General features: G+C 41.4%; 10 protein-coding genes. 8 read left to right on the top strand and 2 right to left on the bottom strand.

What is annotated here, in order from left to right; genetic code table 11:
• Window positions 1–115: 115 nt before the first annotated feature.
• The 8 genes from B3E92_RS22870 (at window position 116) to B3E92_RS22835 (ending at window position 14173) form a co-directional block, all read left to right on the top strand.
• Window positions 116–1468, top strand: a complete 1353-nt coding sequence (locus B3E92_RS22870) for a sensor histidine kinase (protein WP_159332754.1) — start codon at window positions 116–118, stop codon at window positions 1466–1468.
• Window positions 1469–1848: 380 nt separating this feature from the next.
• A complete protein-coding gene (locus B3E92_RS22865) occupies window positions 1849–4452 on the top strand; it encodes a zinc-dependent metalloprotease (protein WP_175441976.1) in 2604 nt (867 codons plus the stop codon).
• Window positions 4453–4471: 19 nt separating this feature from the next.
• On the top strand, window positions 4472–7810 hold the full coding sequence (locus B3E92_RS22860; RefSeq protein ID WP_115049654.1) for a SusC/RagA family TonB-linked outer membrane protein: 3339 nt from the start codon (window positions 4472–4474) through the stop codon (window positions 7808–7810).
• A 21-nt stretch (window positions 7811–7831) separates the two neighbouring features.
• Window positions 7832–9151 carry a RagB/SusD family nutrient uptake outer membrane protein gene (locus tag B3E92_RS22855; RefSeq protein WP_070564800.1) on the top strand — a complete coding sequence of 440 codons (1320 nt, stop codon included), beginning with the start codon at window positions 7832–7834 and terminating at the stop codon, window positions 9149–9151.
• 74 nt (window positions 9152–9225) lie between these two features.
• A complete protein-coding gene (locus tag B3E92_RS22850; protein ID WP_070564803.1) occupies window positions 9226–9951 on the top strand; it encodes a LytR/AlgR family response regulator transcription factor in 726 nt (241 codons plus the stop codon).
• Window positions 9952–10054: 103 nt separating this feature from the next.
• Window positions 10055–10777, top strand: coding sequence for a TonB-dependent receptor plug domain-containing protein (locus B3E92_RS22845; protein ID WP_070564807.1), 723 nt, complete (start codon window positions 10055–10057; stop codon window positions 10775–10777).
• Window positions 10778–10795: 18 nt separating this feature from the next.
• Entirely contained in the window at window positions 10796–12652 is a 1857-nt protein-coding gene (locus B3E92_RS22840; RefSeq protein ID WP_313372299.1) for a SusC/RagA family TonB-linked outer membrane protein, read from the top strand.
• A gap of 36 nt (window positions 12653–12688) precedes the next feature.
• A complete protein-coding gene (locus B3E92_RS22835; protein WP_115050741.1) occupies window positions 12689–14173 on the top strand; it encodes a RagB/SusD family nutrient uptake outer membrane protein in 1485 nt (494 codons plus the stop codon).
• A 338-nt stretch (window positions 14174–14511) separates the two neighbouring features.
• On the opposite strand, the gene B3E92_RS22830 is transcribed toward B3E92_RS22835, so the two are convergent.
• Together B3E92_RS22830 and B3E92_RS22825 are read right to left on the bottom strand one after the other, a co-directional pair.
• Window positions 14512–15693, bottom strand: a complete 1182-nt coding sequence (locus B3E92_RS22830) for a PepSY-associated TM helix domain-containing protein (protein ID WP_070564816.1) — start codon at window positions 15691–15693, stop codon at window positions 14512–14514.
• A 1-nt stretch (window position 15694) separates the two neighbouring features.
• On the bottom strand, window positions 15695–18025 hold the full coding sequence (locus B3E92_RS22825) for a TonB-dependent receptor (protein ID WP_070564819.1): 2331 nt from the start codon (window positions 18023–18025) through the stop codon (window positions 15695–15697).
• Between the last annotated feature and the right edge of the window lie 141 nt (window positions 18026–18166).

Genomic DNA, 18166 nt, shown 5'->3' with positions numbered 1-18166 from the left:
TTTATTTTGAAAAGGGCTTGGATTATGTCGTTTTTCATTGACAAGAGGCCGCGTTAAAGCCTTTCTTGCGAAGTGCTTTGCATAGGCTTTTAAAAATTTCATGTATTTTTGCAGCGTGAAATTTCGATTTAAAAATGCCGAACAGAAGAATAGTATCATCCTGACTGCCTGTTTGTTTTTGTTGTTGTTGATTGGGGGGGGCTTGCTCGGTATTATCCATCATAAAGTAGACCTCCTTAAGAAGAGGATACTGATCGATTTTGCAGATGAGAATATGTTGCTTGTCAAAAAGCAATTGGAGTTGTTGCAGCAAGATCTATTCCTTTCGGAAAAAAAGATCTTAAATCAGCCCGCCTTTGATCTAAAAGAAAGTGCTGACTCGCTGTTGGTCGTTTTGCCGGTTGGACAAGCGGACTCTGTCAATCAGCGAATGCTTACCTTGTTACGCACACGGACAATAAATCACCGACTATATCACATTTATCTGGATGTAGTAAAATTGAATGCCTATTTCGCGGAACTCAATTTCGGAAGACGAGCTTATTTCGAGATTTACGACGACCGTGGATTATGTGTGTATTCTCCAGATAATCGAAAGTGGGGTAAGCGGGCCAGTACAGCAGTTGCAAAACAAGGACAGATTGTGAAATCTGATTTTCTTCAGCTGGACGTTATGGTCAATTCGTATCCCTGTAACATTCTTTTAGTGGGTGGTGAAATCAAGGTGTATGTCCTGTTGCTGAGTATTGAAGAGGAAATCCAAGAATTGCTAACGTATAGCATCTTGCTTGGTGTGGGCTTGATGTTGGTAGCTATGGTGTTAATCTACTTTAATATCGTGGAGCGTCGCAAGATTCAGCAACTGAAACTACAATCCCTGAAGCAAGAGAATGAATATACGCGCATGCAGTTGGTTCAACTGCGGCAGCAGATCAATCCGCATTTTTTATTCAATACATTTGGGTCGCTTCAATACCTGATTGGAAAGGACAATGATCTTGCGAAGTCTTTTATTGGCAAGATGACAAAAGTCTACCGGAAGATGCTCCGCACAGATGAAGCCGAATGGTCATCATTGGGGGAGGAGCTGGAATTGGCCAAAGCCTATTTCTTTTTACAGCAGGTGCGGTTCGGAGCGGCCTTAAGTGATATGGAAATTCGGCTGCCAGCAACATGTTTGGATCGGAAAATTCCACGCTTGGGCCTGCAGATGCTGGTAGAAAATGCGATCAAGCATACCCGTATTTCGATCGAACATCCGCTGAAGATTCAGATCATCTATCTTGTTGAAGAAAACGTGCTGGAAATCCGCAATAACTGGCAGCCCAGACAGGGGGCAGAGCTGGAAGGTGAGGGGTACGGACTTAATTATTTAGCATCCATCTATCGTTATTATGCGATGTCGGGCTTTCGGTACGGGATAGAATCGGACTTTTTTTCGGTATACTTACCACTCTCATCCAGTTGAAAATGAAGAATAAAAGATGGTCGGTTTACGTGTTCATGTTTTTGTAGCGCGTGTTCATACCTTTAAACTGCGTGTTCATCGCTTTGCATACTTTTCTGTATAATATTTTTAACAAATTTGGCTCCTAATCTAGAAATATTAGTTCGTGGTTAGCCTAATCCTATCCGATCAAATAGCATAAGTTTTAAGTATAAATGACTTGGAATTGACCTGCTTGGAATAGACAAAATTACTTTCTAATCGTTCTGTAGTAAGCTAAAATTAGCTTATGGATAACACGAGATAATAGCTTGATGATCCGTCATCACTTTTGAAAAACACATGGAGTGCAACGAGCTCAGATATCACCTTTGAAAACAAGGGCTCAAAATATTTATTTGATGAAAAACACTTACACTAAGTTAGCCATAGGTCTTTTATTTTCCGCTGGTCTAATGCAATCTTGTTCATTATTGCAAACAGTAGGCCTGCGAAAAAAAGAAACGGTTACTTCTGCTAAAGATTCTATTGCCAAGAAAGATACGACAGCTGCGTACGACAAATTGTTTAAAGATGCCCGGGTTGATACTGGTATGTTTACGGTAATTCGTAAGGAAAATAATTACTATTTTGAAATTCCATTGAAGAAAATGGGACAGGATATTCTGTTGATACAGAAGCTGTCTTCCGTTCCATTGGCTTTAAATGAGGCTGGGGTAAACAAAGGAATGAATTATGAAAATAAGGTCATCCGGTTTACACTCCGCAAGGAGAAGAAAGAAGTGTGGGTTTCGGAGATCAAACCTCAGGTGGAAGTCCCTAAAGGTGACGCAATAGCCGCTTCGGTATACGATAATTACCGCCCTTCTTATATTGAATCTTTTAAGATTGAAAGTTATTCAAAAGATTCAAGTGCTGTTGTAATCAAAGTCAATAAGGTATTTGATGGTTCAGAAAAGAGTTTTACGGATGTGTTTACTTCCTTGGGTTTGGGAACTTCACCTAAAACCAGTATATCTACAGTTGAAGATATCAAATCCTATGCGAATAATATCGTTGTGAAGTCTGTATTTTCTACCAAGGTGACGGAAGGTAATGAATCTGTACCGGTTTCTTTGGAAATTACAAGTAACCTTTACGAACTGCCTGAAACGCCTATGGTTGCCCGGTTTGCAGATCCAAGGGTTGGTTTCTTTACTTCGCCGCGTTGGTATTTTAACGATAAACAACAAGAACTGGATAAGAAAAATCTGGTCAATCGCTGGCGTTTGGAACCGCGTGACGAAGACAAAGCGCGCTATCTGAAAGGGGAGCTGGTCGAACCCAAAAAACCGATTGTCTTTTATTTGGACCCAGCGACCCCAAAACAATGGCGTCAGGCCATTATTGATGGCGTACATGATTGGCAGGTCGCCTTTGAAGCTGCTGGCTTCAAAAATGCAATTCTGGCCAAACAACAGCCCGATAGTGTCAAATTTGATCCAGACGACGCTAATGTTTCTTCTATTGTATACGCAGCATCTGCTCAAGCTAATGCCATGGGGCCATCTGTTGTTGATCCACGCTCAGGGGAGATATTAGAAGCTGACGTGATTTGGTGGCACAACGTCATGACTATTTTGAACAGTTGGATGCGCATACAGACCGGTATCGTAGATACATCAGTACGTGCTAATGTTTTCTCCGATGAGAAAATGGCACATGCTATTCGTTTTGTGTCGTCCCATGAAATTGGACACACGCTTGGATTGATGCACAATATGGGCTCTTCGGCAAGTTTCCCTGTTGATTCGTTGCGTAGCAAAAGCTTCACCGCTAAAATGGGAGGGACCGCTCCTTCCATTATGGATTACGCACGTTTCAATTATGTGGCGCAACCTGAAGATGGTGTGGAACAGATTACTCCCGTGATCGGTGCTTACGACAAGTACGCCATTGGCTGGGCCTACCGCTGGTATGGCAAAACACAGCCTTGGGATGAAATCCCTTTGCTGAGAAAGGAAATTGATAGCCATGTACATGATCCTATTTATCATTACGGTGAACAGCAGGACTCTAAAAATATCGTTGATCCGCGGGCTCAATCGGAAGATCTTGGTGATGACGCCATGAAGGCTGGCGAATATGGTATGCTGAATCTGCGTCGCATGATGCCTAATATTATCAATTGGACAACCAATGTCGGCGATGATTACTACCGTGCCGGTAAGTTGTATATGGGCGTGGTTGGACAATGGTATGCATATGCTGATCATGTTTTAAATAATATTGGTGGTATTTACCTCGAAAATGCTGTTTTGGGTGATCAAAAAGATGCCTATAGCCCAGTACCAAAAGACAAACAACTACGTGCTTTGGAGTACCTCAAGAAGAATGTCTTTTACATGCCCGAATGGTTGTTCGTTCCGGAGCTGATGGCAAAAACTTTTCCATTGAAAGATTCTCCGTTAGGACCATTTGAGTACGCTCCTTATAACTTACAACGTGAATTTCAATACGCTATGTTGTATAAACTGGTCAATGATGAACGTTTGCTGCGTATGGTTGAGATGGAAAATCTTTTCGGAAGTAAGAAAGCATGGAGCGCACCGGAGTTTTTAACTTCTGTACGTCAGACGGTTTTTGCTAAAACCATCAGCGGACAATCGTTGGATCTTAAAACACGGATGCTGCAACAAAACTATGTGGATGTGCTGATGGTCTCTACCAACAAATCGATGGAGAAACTAAATGCGAAGAAACTAGCAGGTATCGAGCAGCTGGTTGAAGCGACGCAACCTGACCTATGTTTACATCCACAACATGCATCCTCTTCAAAAGCTGGACTGCGGAATGTACATGTCACTGGTATGATCCGTACTTCGGATATGCTGACTTATAAACGCGCTGAATTATATGAGATTTACCAGTTGTTGAAACAAAAGCAGCGGACTGGTGATGCGACGACAAAATCGCATTACATGGATCTTTTATTGCGTATTGCAAATACCTTAGAATTAAACTAATATATTAACATCTACCAAAATGAATAAGTTTTTAATACCGTTGACCTTCATGTGTGTGCACGTTGCGCATGCGCAGGAATCCAGAGAATTGAAAGGAAAGGTTCTGGATGCGGTCACTTTAAAACCTGTCGTGGGGGCGACAGTTGTCGTTGAAAGTTCGGCAGTAGCAGAAGATATCGGTGTACCTAATCAGGTGCAGCAGTCGGCATTGGGTTCATTGACCGATGCGGCTGGTGAATTTCGCTTAAAAGTGCCTAGTAATTTAAAATATGTAACGATTAGCTATGTCGGGTACCAGCGTATTCAGGTGCCGGTATTTCAGGATCATAAGACAATCTTGCTTCAGCCAAGTGGTGAATCTTTAGATGAAGTGATCGTAACAGGTTATACGGATATCAAAAAACGTAAGAATACGACGGCTTACAATAAAATCAATGTCGCTGATATCAAACAAACCGGAGTTTCATCGATCGACGAAATGTTGGCTGGTCAGGTCGCAGGCTTGCAGCTGAGTAATTTTAATGGTGGACCTAACAGCGCGCCACAGATCCGTATCCGGGGTACGGTATCACTCAATGGCACACAAGACCCCTTATGGGTCATCGATGGCTTACCGATTGAAGGAGCTGAATTGCCCAAACGAATTGACAAAGACAATTTGAATAGCTTGAGTAATCTTCCGATTGCGGGTATCAATCCTGACGATATCGCCGATATTACGGTATTAAAGGATGCAGCGGCGACTTCCATCTATGGCGCGAGGGCGGCAAATGGAGTCATTGTGATTACCACAAAAAGGGGGAAATCTGGACCTGCAAAACTGCAGGTATCAGCAAATACTTTTGTGACGCAACGTCCGGATTTCGGTAAACTCAACCTGATGGATGCCAATGAAAAAGTGGACTTTGAACTCTTGATGGCCGACCGCACCGATTTAAATTATCGTGCGGATAAGGGGGCCGTTATGCGGATATTAAACAAAGCAAATGCATTGGATGCTTACCGTTCGGGTGGTTTGGCAGCCTTATCACCTGAAGTACAGCAGTCAATCAATCAATTGCGCACACAACAGACGGATTGGGGAAAAGAACTTTATCGTCAAGCTTTGAATCAGCAGTATTCAGCTTCAATTTCTGGTGGTAATGACGGGCATCGTTATTATTTGTCCAGCAGTTTTTACGATGAGAAGGGAGCAACAAAAGGAGCAGATCTTCGTCGTTATTCTTTGACATTAAATAATGACTTCAATATTAACGACAGATTCAAAGCTGGAATCAATCTATTAGGATCCGTTTCAAATAGGCAGAACCCAATCCAGGATGACGATGCCTTTACTAATCCTAGTAATTATATGCGTTTGGTTAATCCATACTTGACTGTACGTGATCAATCTGGTAAATACAATTATGATCCGGATATTGAAGGCTATGAAAAAGATACCTATATTCCTTTCAATGCTATAGAAGAAAGGGAGAATACCAAATATACGTTAACGAATAAGGCACTGAAAGCGATTGGTTACCTGGAATATACTATTATTCCACAATTGTCATTACGCTCCGAATTTGGTTTGCAGTTTGATGAAAACAGCACAGAAAAATTTGCCGATCAGGAAAGTTATAATACGCGCAAGTTGCGGGCTTCGACGCGGTATTACGATTCTGCAACTAAAACGTATAAATATTTCTTGCCTACAGGAGGTAAGATCGAAAATATCAATAATAGTATCTTCCAATATAATTGGAAAACTTACCTAAAATATAACAAAACTTGGAACGACAGACATGAGCTGGAATTGATGGGAGGAACAGAGCTGCGCCGTAGTACGAATAAAGCCGTATCAACGAAAGGTTTTGGCTACAATCCAGCGACTTTAACTACACAAAGTATTGTTTTTCCAAATAGTAATGATCAAACAAACGCCAAATTCCTTCAGTATAGTAAGGGATATATCGAGAACTCATATGCCTCTTTTTATGGAAATGCGACCTATACGTTTGATCGTAAATACAACGTCAATGGTAGTATTCGTTATGACGGCTCAAATATGTTCGGTGTAGATCCGCAATATCGTTTCTTACCAATCTGGTCTTTGTCCGGATCCTGGAACGTACTTGAGGAGGACTTCATCAAAGGAAAAACGGCGTTATCGGATCTCCGTTTACGTGCTTCCTACGGTATCCAGGGCAATGTCGATCGGAATACCTATCCATTTATCGTTGGAAGGTATGGAAATTCGACTTTAATTCCGGGTTATAATGAAGGAACAGTTACGGTTGAGATACCTGCAAATGATAAATTACGTTGGGAGCGTACGCAATCTTATAATGCTGGAGTTGATCTAGGTCTATGGAAGAATAGATTGAATATTACGGTTGACTATTACAACAGAAAAAGTACCGACCTAATAGCTTATAGTGCATTGCCTTTAGAAAACGGTTTCCAGAATGTGCAGGTCAATTGGGCCTCAGCACGAAACCAAGGTGTAGAACTGACCATATCAAGCCGTCAGATTCAAACAGATAAATTCTCCTGGTCAACGGACTTTAATATCGCACATAATGACAATAAGTTATTGAAGGTTATGAATGATCCGAAGGCTTATGCACCAGAGGCACAGGAAGGGCGCCCAATCAGTGGTCTATATGTGCTGGAAACGGCTGGACTGGATAAAGATGGTGTGATGCAATTTAGAAATCAAGATGGATCGGTTTCAAGCTTTGAAGAGTTTTATGGTTTATACGATCCTTGGGCTGATTTCTTGCCGGGTTATATGTCGCAAACCGACATGACAGCTGCAGAATACCGTTCTAAATTTAAATACAAGGGTAGTAAAGATCCGAAGCTTATCGGTGGTATGACCAACCGTTTCCGTTATGCTAACTTTGACTTGGCGATTTCAGCTGTCTTCAATCTGGAGCGTTGGGTAAGCCGTACACCGACTTATAATCCAGCGAAGGTCGACCGCGGACAGAATTATACAACAGATCTTTTGAATGTCCTACAAAAGGGTGGTAATATGCCTGCTTTGGGAAGTATAAGTTCTGAATTAAATGACCGCTGGATGGCCTATGCCTGGATGGAAAGCAACGACCCAATTAATTCGTTTAAACAATATGATATTTGGGCTAAGAAAATGAGTTATGTCCGTATCAATAGTGTACGTTTGGGATATACACTACCTCCTGCACTAAGCAAAAAAATTGGTGCAAGCAATTTACGCGTGAATGTAGAAGGACGTAATCTATTTGTTTTCGGAGCAAATTATGAAGGGTATTTTGATCCGGAGACTTATGGAAACTATTATGCGCAGCCGATCAGCAAATCTTTTGCTTTTGGTCTGTCAGCAAGTTTTTAATTCTTTTAACTGATTTATAACATGAAAAAAATAGTTTATTTTGGAATGATCATGGCAGCGAGTGCATTGGCATCCTGCAATAAATATTTAGATATACAACCGGTAGGAACGGTCATTCCTGCCTCGGAAAGTGATTTTAGAGGGTTAATGACAAGTAGTTATACTGGTTTTCCTGCGCATAAGTCTTATTTGTCCTTGCGTACAGATGAACTATTGTTGGATGAAAGTTCGACAGATGCGGCTAGAACCAAAGATATCTATCTTTGGAACGATCAAAACCCCGATCCTGCAACAATTGCTTATCCTTATTTGGCATTCTATAAAAGTATTTTTTATACGAATCAGATCATCAGTACGATCGATGACAAGTTGGCTAGTAATGGTACAGTAGACCAGATCAAGGGTGAAGCTTATCTCATGCGGTCTTACGCTCATTTTGAGTTGTTAAATCTTTACAGTGAGGTCTATTCGGCGAGTAATGCAGGGCTTCGGGGTGTTCCTTTATCGACAAAGATTGACCTGGAACAACGTTTTGTTCCCGCGACCATTGGAGAGTCTTATATGCAGATCCTAACTGACATGGAAAAAGGGACAGCGTTACTGACTGTCGATGATCAGGCAAAAGGTGTTAATTATCGCTTTAGCAAACGCGCTGCTTTTGCAATGGCCTCACGCGTTCATTTATACCGCGGTGAGTGGCAGGAAGCAATTGATGCCGCTAAAAAAGCTTTGGCTATAAATGACAAATTGGTTGATCTCAATGTTGCTGGAAGCCTACTTCCGAATGATTTTGAATCCGCAGAGATGATTATGGCTTTGGAAAAAGTATCTGTTCCTGGTGTACGTACAAGTTCCTTTATTTCACCGGCCTTATTAGACAGTTATTTAGCAGGCGATTTGAGAAAAGGTCGTTACTTCCAAAAAAGTGGGGGCGATTATGTATCCCTCAAAGGTGGAGACAACCGTTTTAACGTGAGTTTTAGAAATGCTGATCTTTATTTGACGATGGCCGAATGTTATGTTCGCCTGGGAAATACAGCAGAAGCATTAAAATATCTGTCTGCTTTAAAGAAAAACAGATTTACCGCAGATGCCTATGCCAAAGAAACGAAGGCCGACGCAGGTTTGTCAAAGGAGCAATTGCTAGATGCGGTTCTGCTGGAACGCAAGCGTGAACTGGCGCTAGAGGGATTACGCTGGTATGATCTAAAACGGACGACAAGACCGGCGATCACACACAGTAGTTTCGGTAGGACGGTAACCCTGCAGCAGAACGATCCACGTTATGTGATTCGCTATCCACAGGAGGCAATCAATAATAATCCCGATCTGTTAAAATAATCGATTTTTTTTATCCTATATATATTAATCCATTTTCTTTTTTTAGGAAATGGATTTTTTATTACATTCAACCCATGAGATGGAAAATACTGATTGTCGAAGACGAAGACTGGGCTTTTGTAGGCTTAAAGGAAATGTTGACTGCGCTCTATGGAGAAAGCGAACTGATCTTTACCAATGCAAAAGAGGTTCAGGAAGCGGTGATGACGATCAATAGAAATCAATTCGATCTGATTTTTATGGATATCCACCTGATGGATGGGCTGAGCTTTGAAATTTTTAAACAGGTATCGATCGATGTGCCACTGATTTTTACGACTGCTTACGAACAATATGCATTGGAGGCCTTCCAAAATAAGGGTTATGCCTATCTGTTAAAGCCTTTCGATAGCGACGAGTTGGCGGAGATCATGAAACGTATCGAACCGCTACTACCCAACGTAGAACCTCGGCTCAAACAGCGCTTCCTAGTGAAATATGGTAATTTTTTAAAGTCGCTGGCCATTGCTGATATTGCCTATTTTATGGCAGAAGACAAAGAGCTGTATGCCGTAGAAAAAGGATCGGGAATTGCATATATTATTGAAGATACCATCACACATCTCGTTTCACAGGTGGATCCAACAGTTTTCTTTCAGATCAATCGGAAATTCCTTGTTCGGATAGATGCCATCCAGTCCATGTTAAAGATTAGTCGAAATCGAATCAAGTTAGAGCTAATGCCTTCAACCCCAGAAGGAATTGTCGTCATTGTTAGTGAGGAACGGTCCCCGAAGTTTCAAAAATGGCTTGATCAATAATGGTGAATTAGCTAACGAAAAAATATTTTTCTAGACATATTTATAAATTAAATAGCTGAATATTAGTGTTTTTTGTTTTTAGTTCTTAAAATCTAGTAATTCAATGGGTATCGGCTCCATTAATGCCTCCAGTGCACCTTTGATCGTGTTGGATGGTAGTCCCTATGCAGGAGATATTAACTCCATCAATCCGAATGACATTCAGTCCATCTCTGTTTTAAAAGATGCAGCATCAAGTGCACTTTATGGTTCCAGAGGGGCAAATGGGGTGATTATCATTACCACAAAGTCGGGAGTGACTTCCGACAACACCAAGATTAATCTCAATTTTACACAAGGCTATTCAACACGTGCAGTTCGTGACTATGATCAGGTGTCGACCGATGAATATTTTCAACTCTATTGGGAAGCTTTAAGAAATAAAAACCTATCAAATGGCCTTACGGCAGAGCAAGCGGCGTCCAATGCAAGTAAGACCGTATTGACAGATTTAAATATTAATCCTTACGGCAGTCAATACCCACAGCCGGTCGGCGTAGATGGTAAATTGGTTGCTGGAGCAAAAACGCTTTGGAATGATCCATGGACCGACGTATTGCAACGTACTGGGGTGCGTACACAGGCAGACCTCGGATTTAGCGGTGGTAGTGCAAAGAGTACCTACTACATTTCAGGAGGTTATCTCAATGATCAAGGAATTGCAATTGAATCGGGCTTTAAACGCTATAATCTGCGTGCAAATATTGACAGTAAGGTCAAGTCTTGGTTAAATGTAGGCCTGAATATAGGTGGTAGCAGTACACAACAAAAGTATCCGCAGTCTTAAGACAGTAATACGGCTAATATTATAAATTTTACGAGACTGGTCCCGTCTTTTTATCCGTACTATGAGCGGAATGCGGATGGCTCATATGTCCTTGATGGAGCCGGAAACAAGATTTACGATTTTGGAGAATATCGTCCAAGTGGTGCGACTCCACGTAATAATCTGGCAGCATCTCTTCCTTTGGATCGAAATGATATCCGCCGCGAAAATCTATCTGCACGAACCTATCTGGAAGTGTTGTTTTCTAAAAACTTAAAGTTTAAGTCGACTTATAGTCTTGATTATCTCAATGGAAATACGCACGACTACACTAATCCATTGTTGGGCGATGGTGTGAACACCGGGGGGTATGTGTATCGTTCAAACGTACGTACGGTCGCACAGACCTGGAATAATTTGCTGACCTATGAAAAGCAGTTTAGTTTGCATTCCCTCAATGTATTGGCCGGACAGGAATACTATGATTTTAACAGCAGTAATATAAATGGTAGCAGACAACAGTTTGTACTTCCTTATTTTGACGAACCTGCTGCTGCATCTCAACTTAATAATTTTACAGGATCCAGTGTTGATTATAGGTTACTGAGCTTTTTGGGAAGAGCGGAGTATAACTATGATAACAAATACTATTTTTCAACTTCCTTACGGACAGATGGATCATCTCGGTTTTCGCCGGATAAACGTTGGGGTACATTCTGGTCTGTGGGCGGCTCATGGAAACTGAAGCAGGAGGATTTTCTGAAGGATAATACAACGGTTAATCAGTTAACCGTCAGAGCGAGTTATGGTGGACAAGGAAACGATAATCTGGGAACCTATTATGCTTATAAAGGACTTTATACCATTGCAAATAGTTTGGGTAAAGGCGGGACGTATACCGGCAGGCTGGCTACGCCGGATCTAAAATGGGAGTCGAACCTTAATTTGAATGTGGGGGTTGACGTATCCGCTTTTGAGAACCGGGTGTCGTTAAGCGTGGAGTACTTTAACCGTCGAAGTAAAGATTTGCTATTTACAATGCCGATGGCTTATTCAACAGGATATACAGGCTATGATGCAAATATAGGAGCGCTGAAAAATACAGGTGTCGACGTGGATATTCGTACTGTCCCGGTTCGAAATGAAAATTTTAAATGGAATTTAGACGTCAATCTTTCGCATTACAAAAACAAGATTACAGCTTTGCCAAAAGACAATAAACCGATCATCACGGGTAATAAACTCCTGCGTGTAGGTGGAAGTATCTATGATTTTTATCTGCCGGAATGGGCTGGAGTAAATCCAGATAACGGTCTGCCGCAATGGTATACTGCTGATAAGGACGGTAATAAAACAGGTGAAAAAACTTCGGAATACAGTAAGGCCGGTAATTTTATTGCCGGAACTTCATTGCCAGATCTTGTCGGCGGGATTCAAAACAGTTTCACCTACAAAAATTTTGATTTGTCTGCTTTATTGAGTTTTAGTTTGGGTGGACAGATATTAGATAACGATTATATTCAGCTTATGCATAGCGGTAATAATCCAGGACGCGCTTGGTCAAAGGAGATCCTCGAGCGCTGGACGCCTGAGCATACGCAGACCGATGTGCCTAAATTGACAACTGATAACTTGAATTGGACTTCTTCGTCCACACGCTTTCTTTACAGTGGCACTTATGCACGCCTTAAAAATGTAAGTTTAGGTTATCGATTACCTTCGGATTTATTGAAGCGGATAGGTGTAGAAAAACTTCGCGTCTTTGCAACAGCCGAAAATCTATTGACATTTTATGGTCATCAAGGAATGGATCCAGAACAGACGGTGAATGGGGCGACCTATTTTCGCTATCCGGCAATGCGAACAATCTCTGGTGGTATTCAGCTTGTTTTTTAATGCCTTATTGTTAATCTGAGAATTTAAATGAAAATCATGAAACTAAAAATTGTATATATCATATTGGCGCTCTCCCTAGTAAATGCATCATGTAAGGATGCGCTTGAGCTGGATCCGACGACCGCAGTGCCTGAAGGTGAAGTTTTTAAAAACACCGACAATGTTGCTACGGTGATCAACGGTACCTGGAAGTATTTAAATGATACCTATTTTACCTATGCTAATCCGGGATATACAGCGGTGATGCGTACTAGTGATGCGATGGGAAGTGATGTGGCGGTGACCACCAAATATGGCTATCGTGATGCTTATGCCTTTACCGAATTGACAAATAATCGATCAAATCGTGTCAATTCTTTTTGGATTATGTTGTATAAGGTGATCGATAACATGAACAATGTCATTGCAAAGGTAGATGGGGCCGAAGGCTCTACTGAAACTAAAAATGTGTTAAAGGGAAGAGCTAAAGCATTACGTGCATTTTCCTACTTAAATCTGGCCACATTTTATCAGTTTAGTTACCTCAAGGACAAAAATGCGAAATCTGTTCCGATTTATACCGAACCCAGTACACTATCGACTGAAGGAAAATCAAGGTCAACACAGGCAGAAGTGTATGAACTTATCTTGAAAGATCTCAAAGACAGTGAAAGCTTGTTGGCTTCTGCTGGTCGAGCGGATAAATACGAAATCAATGCAGAGGTTGTTTATGGTTTGCTCGCTCGGACTTATCTGCAGGTTGGCGAATGGAAACTGGCCGCAGCGTATGGTGAAAAAGCAGCTCAGAAGTATAATTTAATGACTCCGTCAGATTATCAGGCGGGTTTTAATGATCTTGGAAATAGCGAGTGGATTTGGGGGCATCAGCAGACTAACGAGCAAAATGTGGCAAGTTATACATTTCATTATTTGGATGTTTCGTCAGCTGGATCTTATTACTATAGTTTTATGGCCGATCCTTATTTTAAAGATTTATTCGATACCAGTGATGTGCGTTACGCTTTATTTGAATGGGATAATTTACCCGGTCGGGAGGGCTTTCTACGGTATAAGAAGTTTAAGTTTAAATCGAATTTGATCGGTGACATTGTGTATATGCGTGCTTCGGAAATGGTTTTGATCGCTGCCGAGGGGTACGCACGGGCTGGTGAAAAAGATAAAGCAGTAGCAGCCTTGAATAAGCTGCGTGCAGCGAGGAATGCAAAGCTGTTTTCAGGAAATGATACGGATCAATTAATTGCAGCGATCCTGATTGAAAGACGAAAAGAGCTTTGGGGGGAAGGATTTGCCCTGTCGGATATTCTTCGGACACAAGGAAAGGTTGCACGAAAATCTTATGTTGATGCAGACGGCAAGCCTATTCAAGTCCAAATTGTGGGTGCAGATGGCAAACCGAAGCTAGTGAACGGGCAGGGGCACCGGGTTATTAAGTTTCCTAATGGATCTAATTTTGTGGAAAATAGCCCTTATTATTTGTTTGCTATCCCATACGAAGAGACTGTGCGGAACCCGAATCTGTAAAGTTAGTTGTTGGTTTATTATTGAAGAAATCCGGTGTACCCTGTGCATCGGATTTTCTTTTTTCCCGCTCGCCCTTCTTCTTAGGCTGTATATTGTGGTTCCTTATGTCGAAGAATGCTTCCTTTTTTTAGTGTCGCCCTGTTGGCCCTGCTGCGCGTTGGGCTCTTCTCGATTTAAAGGTTGTCATCTTTTTTCTCTTGTATGTTGTTTTTTCAGCTGGCTTATCGTGTTCCTGTAAATTTGGACAAGAGATTGCGTCGGTAAATAGGGTGAGGGTTAGTTTTCCACATTATGTTAATAACGCTGTTGAAAACCTGTTTAAAAGAAAAATACAGTTATTAACAGTACTTATTAACATTATGTTGATAACCTTTCTTTTTCTTCTTTTTGCTTTTGTTCATCCAGATGATGTATCCGGTGATGGGCAAGGAAGCACAAAAGAGACTGGCAAGGCAAGCGATAATTTTTGTTGTGAGTCCACCGATGGCACCGGTATGAATATCATAGTTAAGTGCACCGAGCTTATCCCCATACTGCAATTCGTTGCTGGATTTGACTGCTGTAAGACTGTTTTCTTCTTTATTATAATAAAGCCAGTCAAATACACCACTTCGTTTTTCATGATGTCTCACCTGTATATCCATTGCTGTTTCGGTCTCTTTTTTTAGTCGGATCGACATCATTTCAGCATCCGGATAATTTGTCAAGGCATACCGCAGCGCATTGTCCTGAAATTTCTTTTCCACAGCGGGCAAGGGTATAGGGGAGCTACGTGTGGAAGAAGCTGTTGGCGACTGCAATAAATTGAATGTTGCGCTATAGGTCTTTTTAAAATCCGGAAAAGCAAAAGCGAGTCCCGTAATGGCAAAAATCAATCCGATAAATAAACTGTAAAATCCGATGACATTGTGGAGGTCGTGGTTCAGTCGCTTCCATTTGACTTTGGTATCTAACCAAAAACTGCGCTTGAGATTCTTGCCCTTCCATTTTTTTGGCCACCAAAGAACAATACCACTAAGTAAGATAAGGACAAAAATGACCGTTGACCAGGCGACGATAGGGTGGCCATATTGCTTGCCCAAGAGGAGGTTTAGGTGAAGCTGAAGCACTAACTGAAAGAACTCTGTTTTTGAATTCTCTACTTGCTGTATCTGGCCAGTATATGGATTGATGAAAACTCGTTTGTAATAGCGGTAATAATTCCAATGGCCAAATGCTTTTTCGTCCGTTTTTATGGCACGAAATACCCAGGTACGATTCTTCGAAGGATAGAGATCAACCCGCGTGATTTTTTGATTTTTTTTGAGGCTTTTCTGTGAGCTGTCAAGAAGTGTGCTTAATGGTAGTGGAGTTTTTGAGTGGATGGTTGTATCGGAGATAAAATATTTTTCAGGATAAGCCCAGAGCTTGAGCTCATCCTGAAAGGTGTATATGCTGCCCGTCAGGCTTAGGATGAATACCACAACTCCGGTGATGATTCCGAGCCATTTATGCAACCAAAGAATGACGGTCTTAAACATATTAAAATTTATAATTGATGTTAAATGAGGCCAACATACCTTGTCCTTTGACGTATTCTTCATTTAAGGCACGATATTGACTGACAACAGGGTAATAGTTTTTATTGAATAAGTTTTCTACACCCATACCGATAGACCATTGTTTGTTTACTTGGTAATTTCCATTTAAGTTAAATAGGTCAACAGTTTTAACGGGGCCTTCACTGTTTTTGTAGACGCCTTTATCGTTTGGAAGAAAGCGATCCCGGGACCCGGTATGTACCCAAAAAAGCTGAAAGGTTAAGGGTTTGATTGGCGTGTAATAGATGTATCCCGTTGCTTTGTCTGGCGAGATCCGTGAACCATTGAGGTAGGATTTTGATCCATCGTCCTTTTTTGACTTTCCTTCCACATAGGCATAGGTTCCACCGATGGTCAATTGAGGCGAAATATCAGCGCTTAATGCAATTTCGTAACCATACACATCTTCTGGAAGACGTTGTGGCATCAGGTAACCGCCAATGTCCACCAGTTCAACACCCATTTTTGAAGTACTGTAGTAATAAGATGCTGATAGCTGGAAAATGCTGTAATTGCTTGAGAATCCGATTTCGTAATTATTGGTGATAATAGGATCAGTTTTTAGGCTATCTAAATCATTATCTGTTGCCCGACGTACAATACGGCCAAGTTCATTGATCGCGAAACCTTGAGAGAAACTCACGAAGGGATTAAAGATCGCGAATTTGTTGTAACGCAAACCAGCATTGAAGGTCGCTCCTTTGTAGGGGATATTGCCTCCTTTTACAGCAATACTTCCTTCGTTGTTGGGACCTGTAGCGATGGTATTGAAATCCTTTATTTTGACTGTTGCATTTTCATAACGTACACCGCCTTTAAAGATTAAGTTTTCTAGGAAATCAATTTTTACCTGGGCGTATGGAGCAACGTTTAACATATTCATATAGGGAATATAGACCCTGCCATCGGTCAGATTTTGATCCGTAACATCATTTAATAAATCCACACCATAGGTGATATCCGCATTGGAACCCAATACCTGGAAAGGTGTGTTTAGGTTAACGCGTAGGCCTTTTTTCTCCGAGTTGATCTGTGTTTGTCCCGGACCGTACCATGCAGAGGCTTTCTCAACATAACGGTTCATGGATCGAAATGTATTGTAGTATGCAGAAGCAGTTAAGGATGTCGAAGCGAATAGATTACTTTTAGTATAGGTCAACATGGCATTGTGGTTATACGGAGTTCCGGCAGGTTTACCTGGATCATCGCCTTTTACGCCTATCGTTGGCGTTTGACCATATACACCTGTTTGGCTGATGTATCTGTTGTGTTGGTTACTTCTGTAGAAGTTGTACACTGCTGTAATATTGGAACTACTATCGATACGGTATCCGGCCTTTAAAAATGCATTGTATTGATAGGTGTTCGAAAGACCGTCTGTCTGACCAAGGGGAACTCCGTCGCCATCGCGCTGCAAGCCAACGTAATCGGCCGAACCGCTAACGGTATAATTCCATCTGTTTTTTTGTCCGTACAAGGTTTGTCCTATGCGATATCCCATGGTGCCGGCGCTGTGTACGGGATTGAATGTTGTTCGTAGACTGGTGATTCCTTGGATAGCTGCAGCGTCTTTGGAGGGATTGCGTGTAATGTAATTGATAATCCCGCCTGCCGATCCATTTCCATAGATGGATGTGGCACCTTTGATAACCTCCACGCGCTCGATGACACTCGGGTCAATGGTCCGGAGATCACGTTGTCCATTCATCAAAGGTGTAGATTGCGGAATTCCATCGATCAACACCAGTACAGATCGCCCACGCAGTGTTTGTCCAGAATTAGTCGCTTTGTTGGTTGAGGTTCCCAAGCCCGGGATGGTATTACCCAAAATTGTGGAAAGATTGGTGCTTATCTGACTTTGAGCTTCGATTTCTTTTGTGGTTAAAATAGAAACTGAAGAAGGAACAGTTGAAATGTTTTCCGCTTTACGTCCAGCTGTTACGATAATTTCATCTAAAAGTTGAGTAGAATTGAGCTGAAATAACAGGGGCTGTTGAACGGTATCTAAATTAACCATTTTTTCAACCGTTGAAAAGCCTGTATAAGACACACGCAATTGAATGGGATTATTCAACGGTCTTTTGGCAAAAATGAATTGTCCAAGTTGATTAGAATAGCCGACGTTTTTTCCGTCAACTTTGATATTCGCTTGACTTAATGGTTTATTGTCACTGTCCTTGACAATTAGGGATAATTCTTGTGCATTGAGTTGAGCGCTTAAAAGCAAAAGTATTCCACTGCTGAACATTGTATAGCATGTTCTATTTTTCATGGTAATTTATTTGGATTAAATATAAATTAATGTGCAAATATAGTTTATTTTATCATTGTGCCGACAGCTATACGTTATTTTTTTGATTTTTATAGATGTTAGGTCGTGATTTTCAAGTTCATTTTGTCGCACTTGATGCAT

This window comes from Sphingobacterium sp. UBA6317 (genome assembly GCF_002440385.1).
Classification (GTDB): Bacteria; Bacteroidota; Bacteroidia; order Sphingobacteriales; family Sphingobacteriaceae; genus Sphingobacterium; species Sphingobacterium multivorum.
Note: the sequence above shows the minus strand (reverse complement) of the source record. Positions and strands in the feature narration are given on the sequence as shown.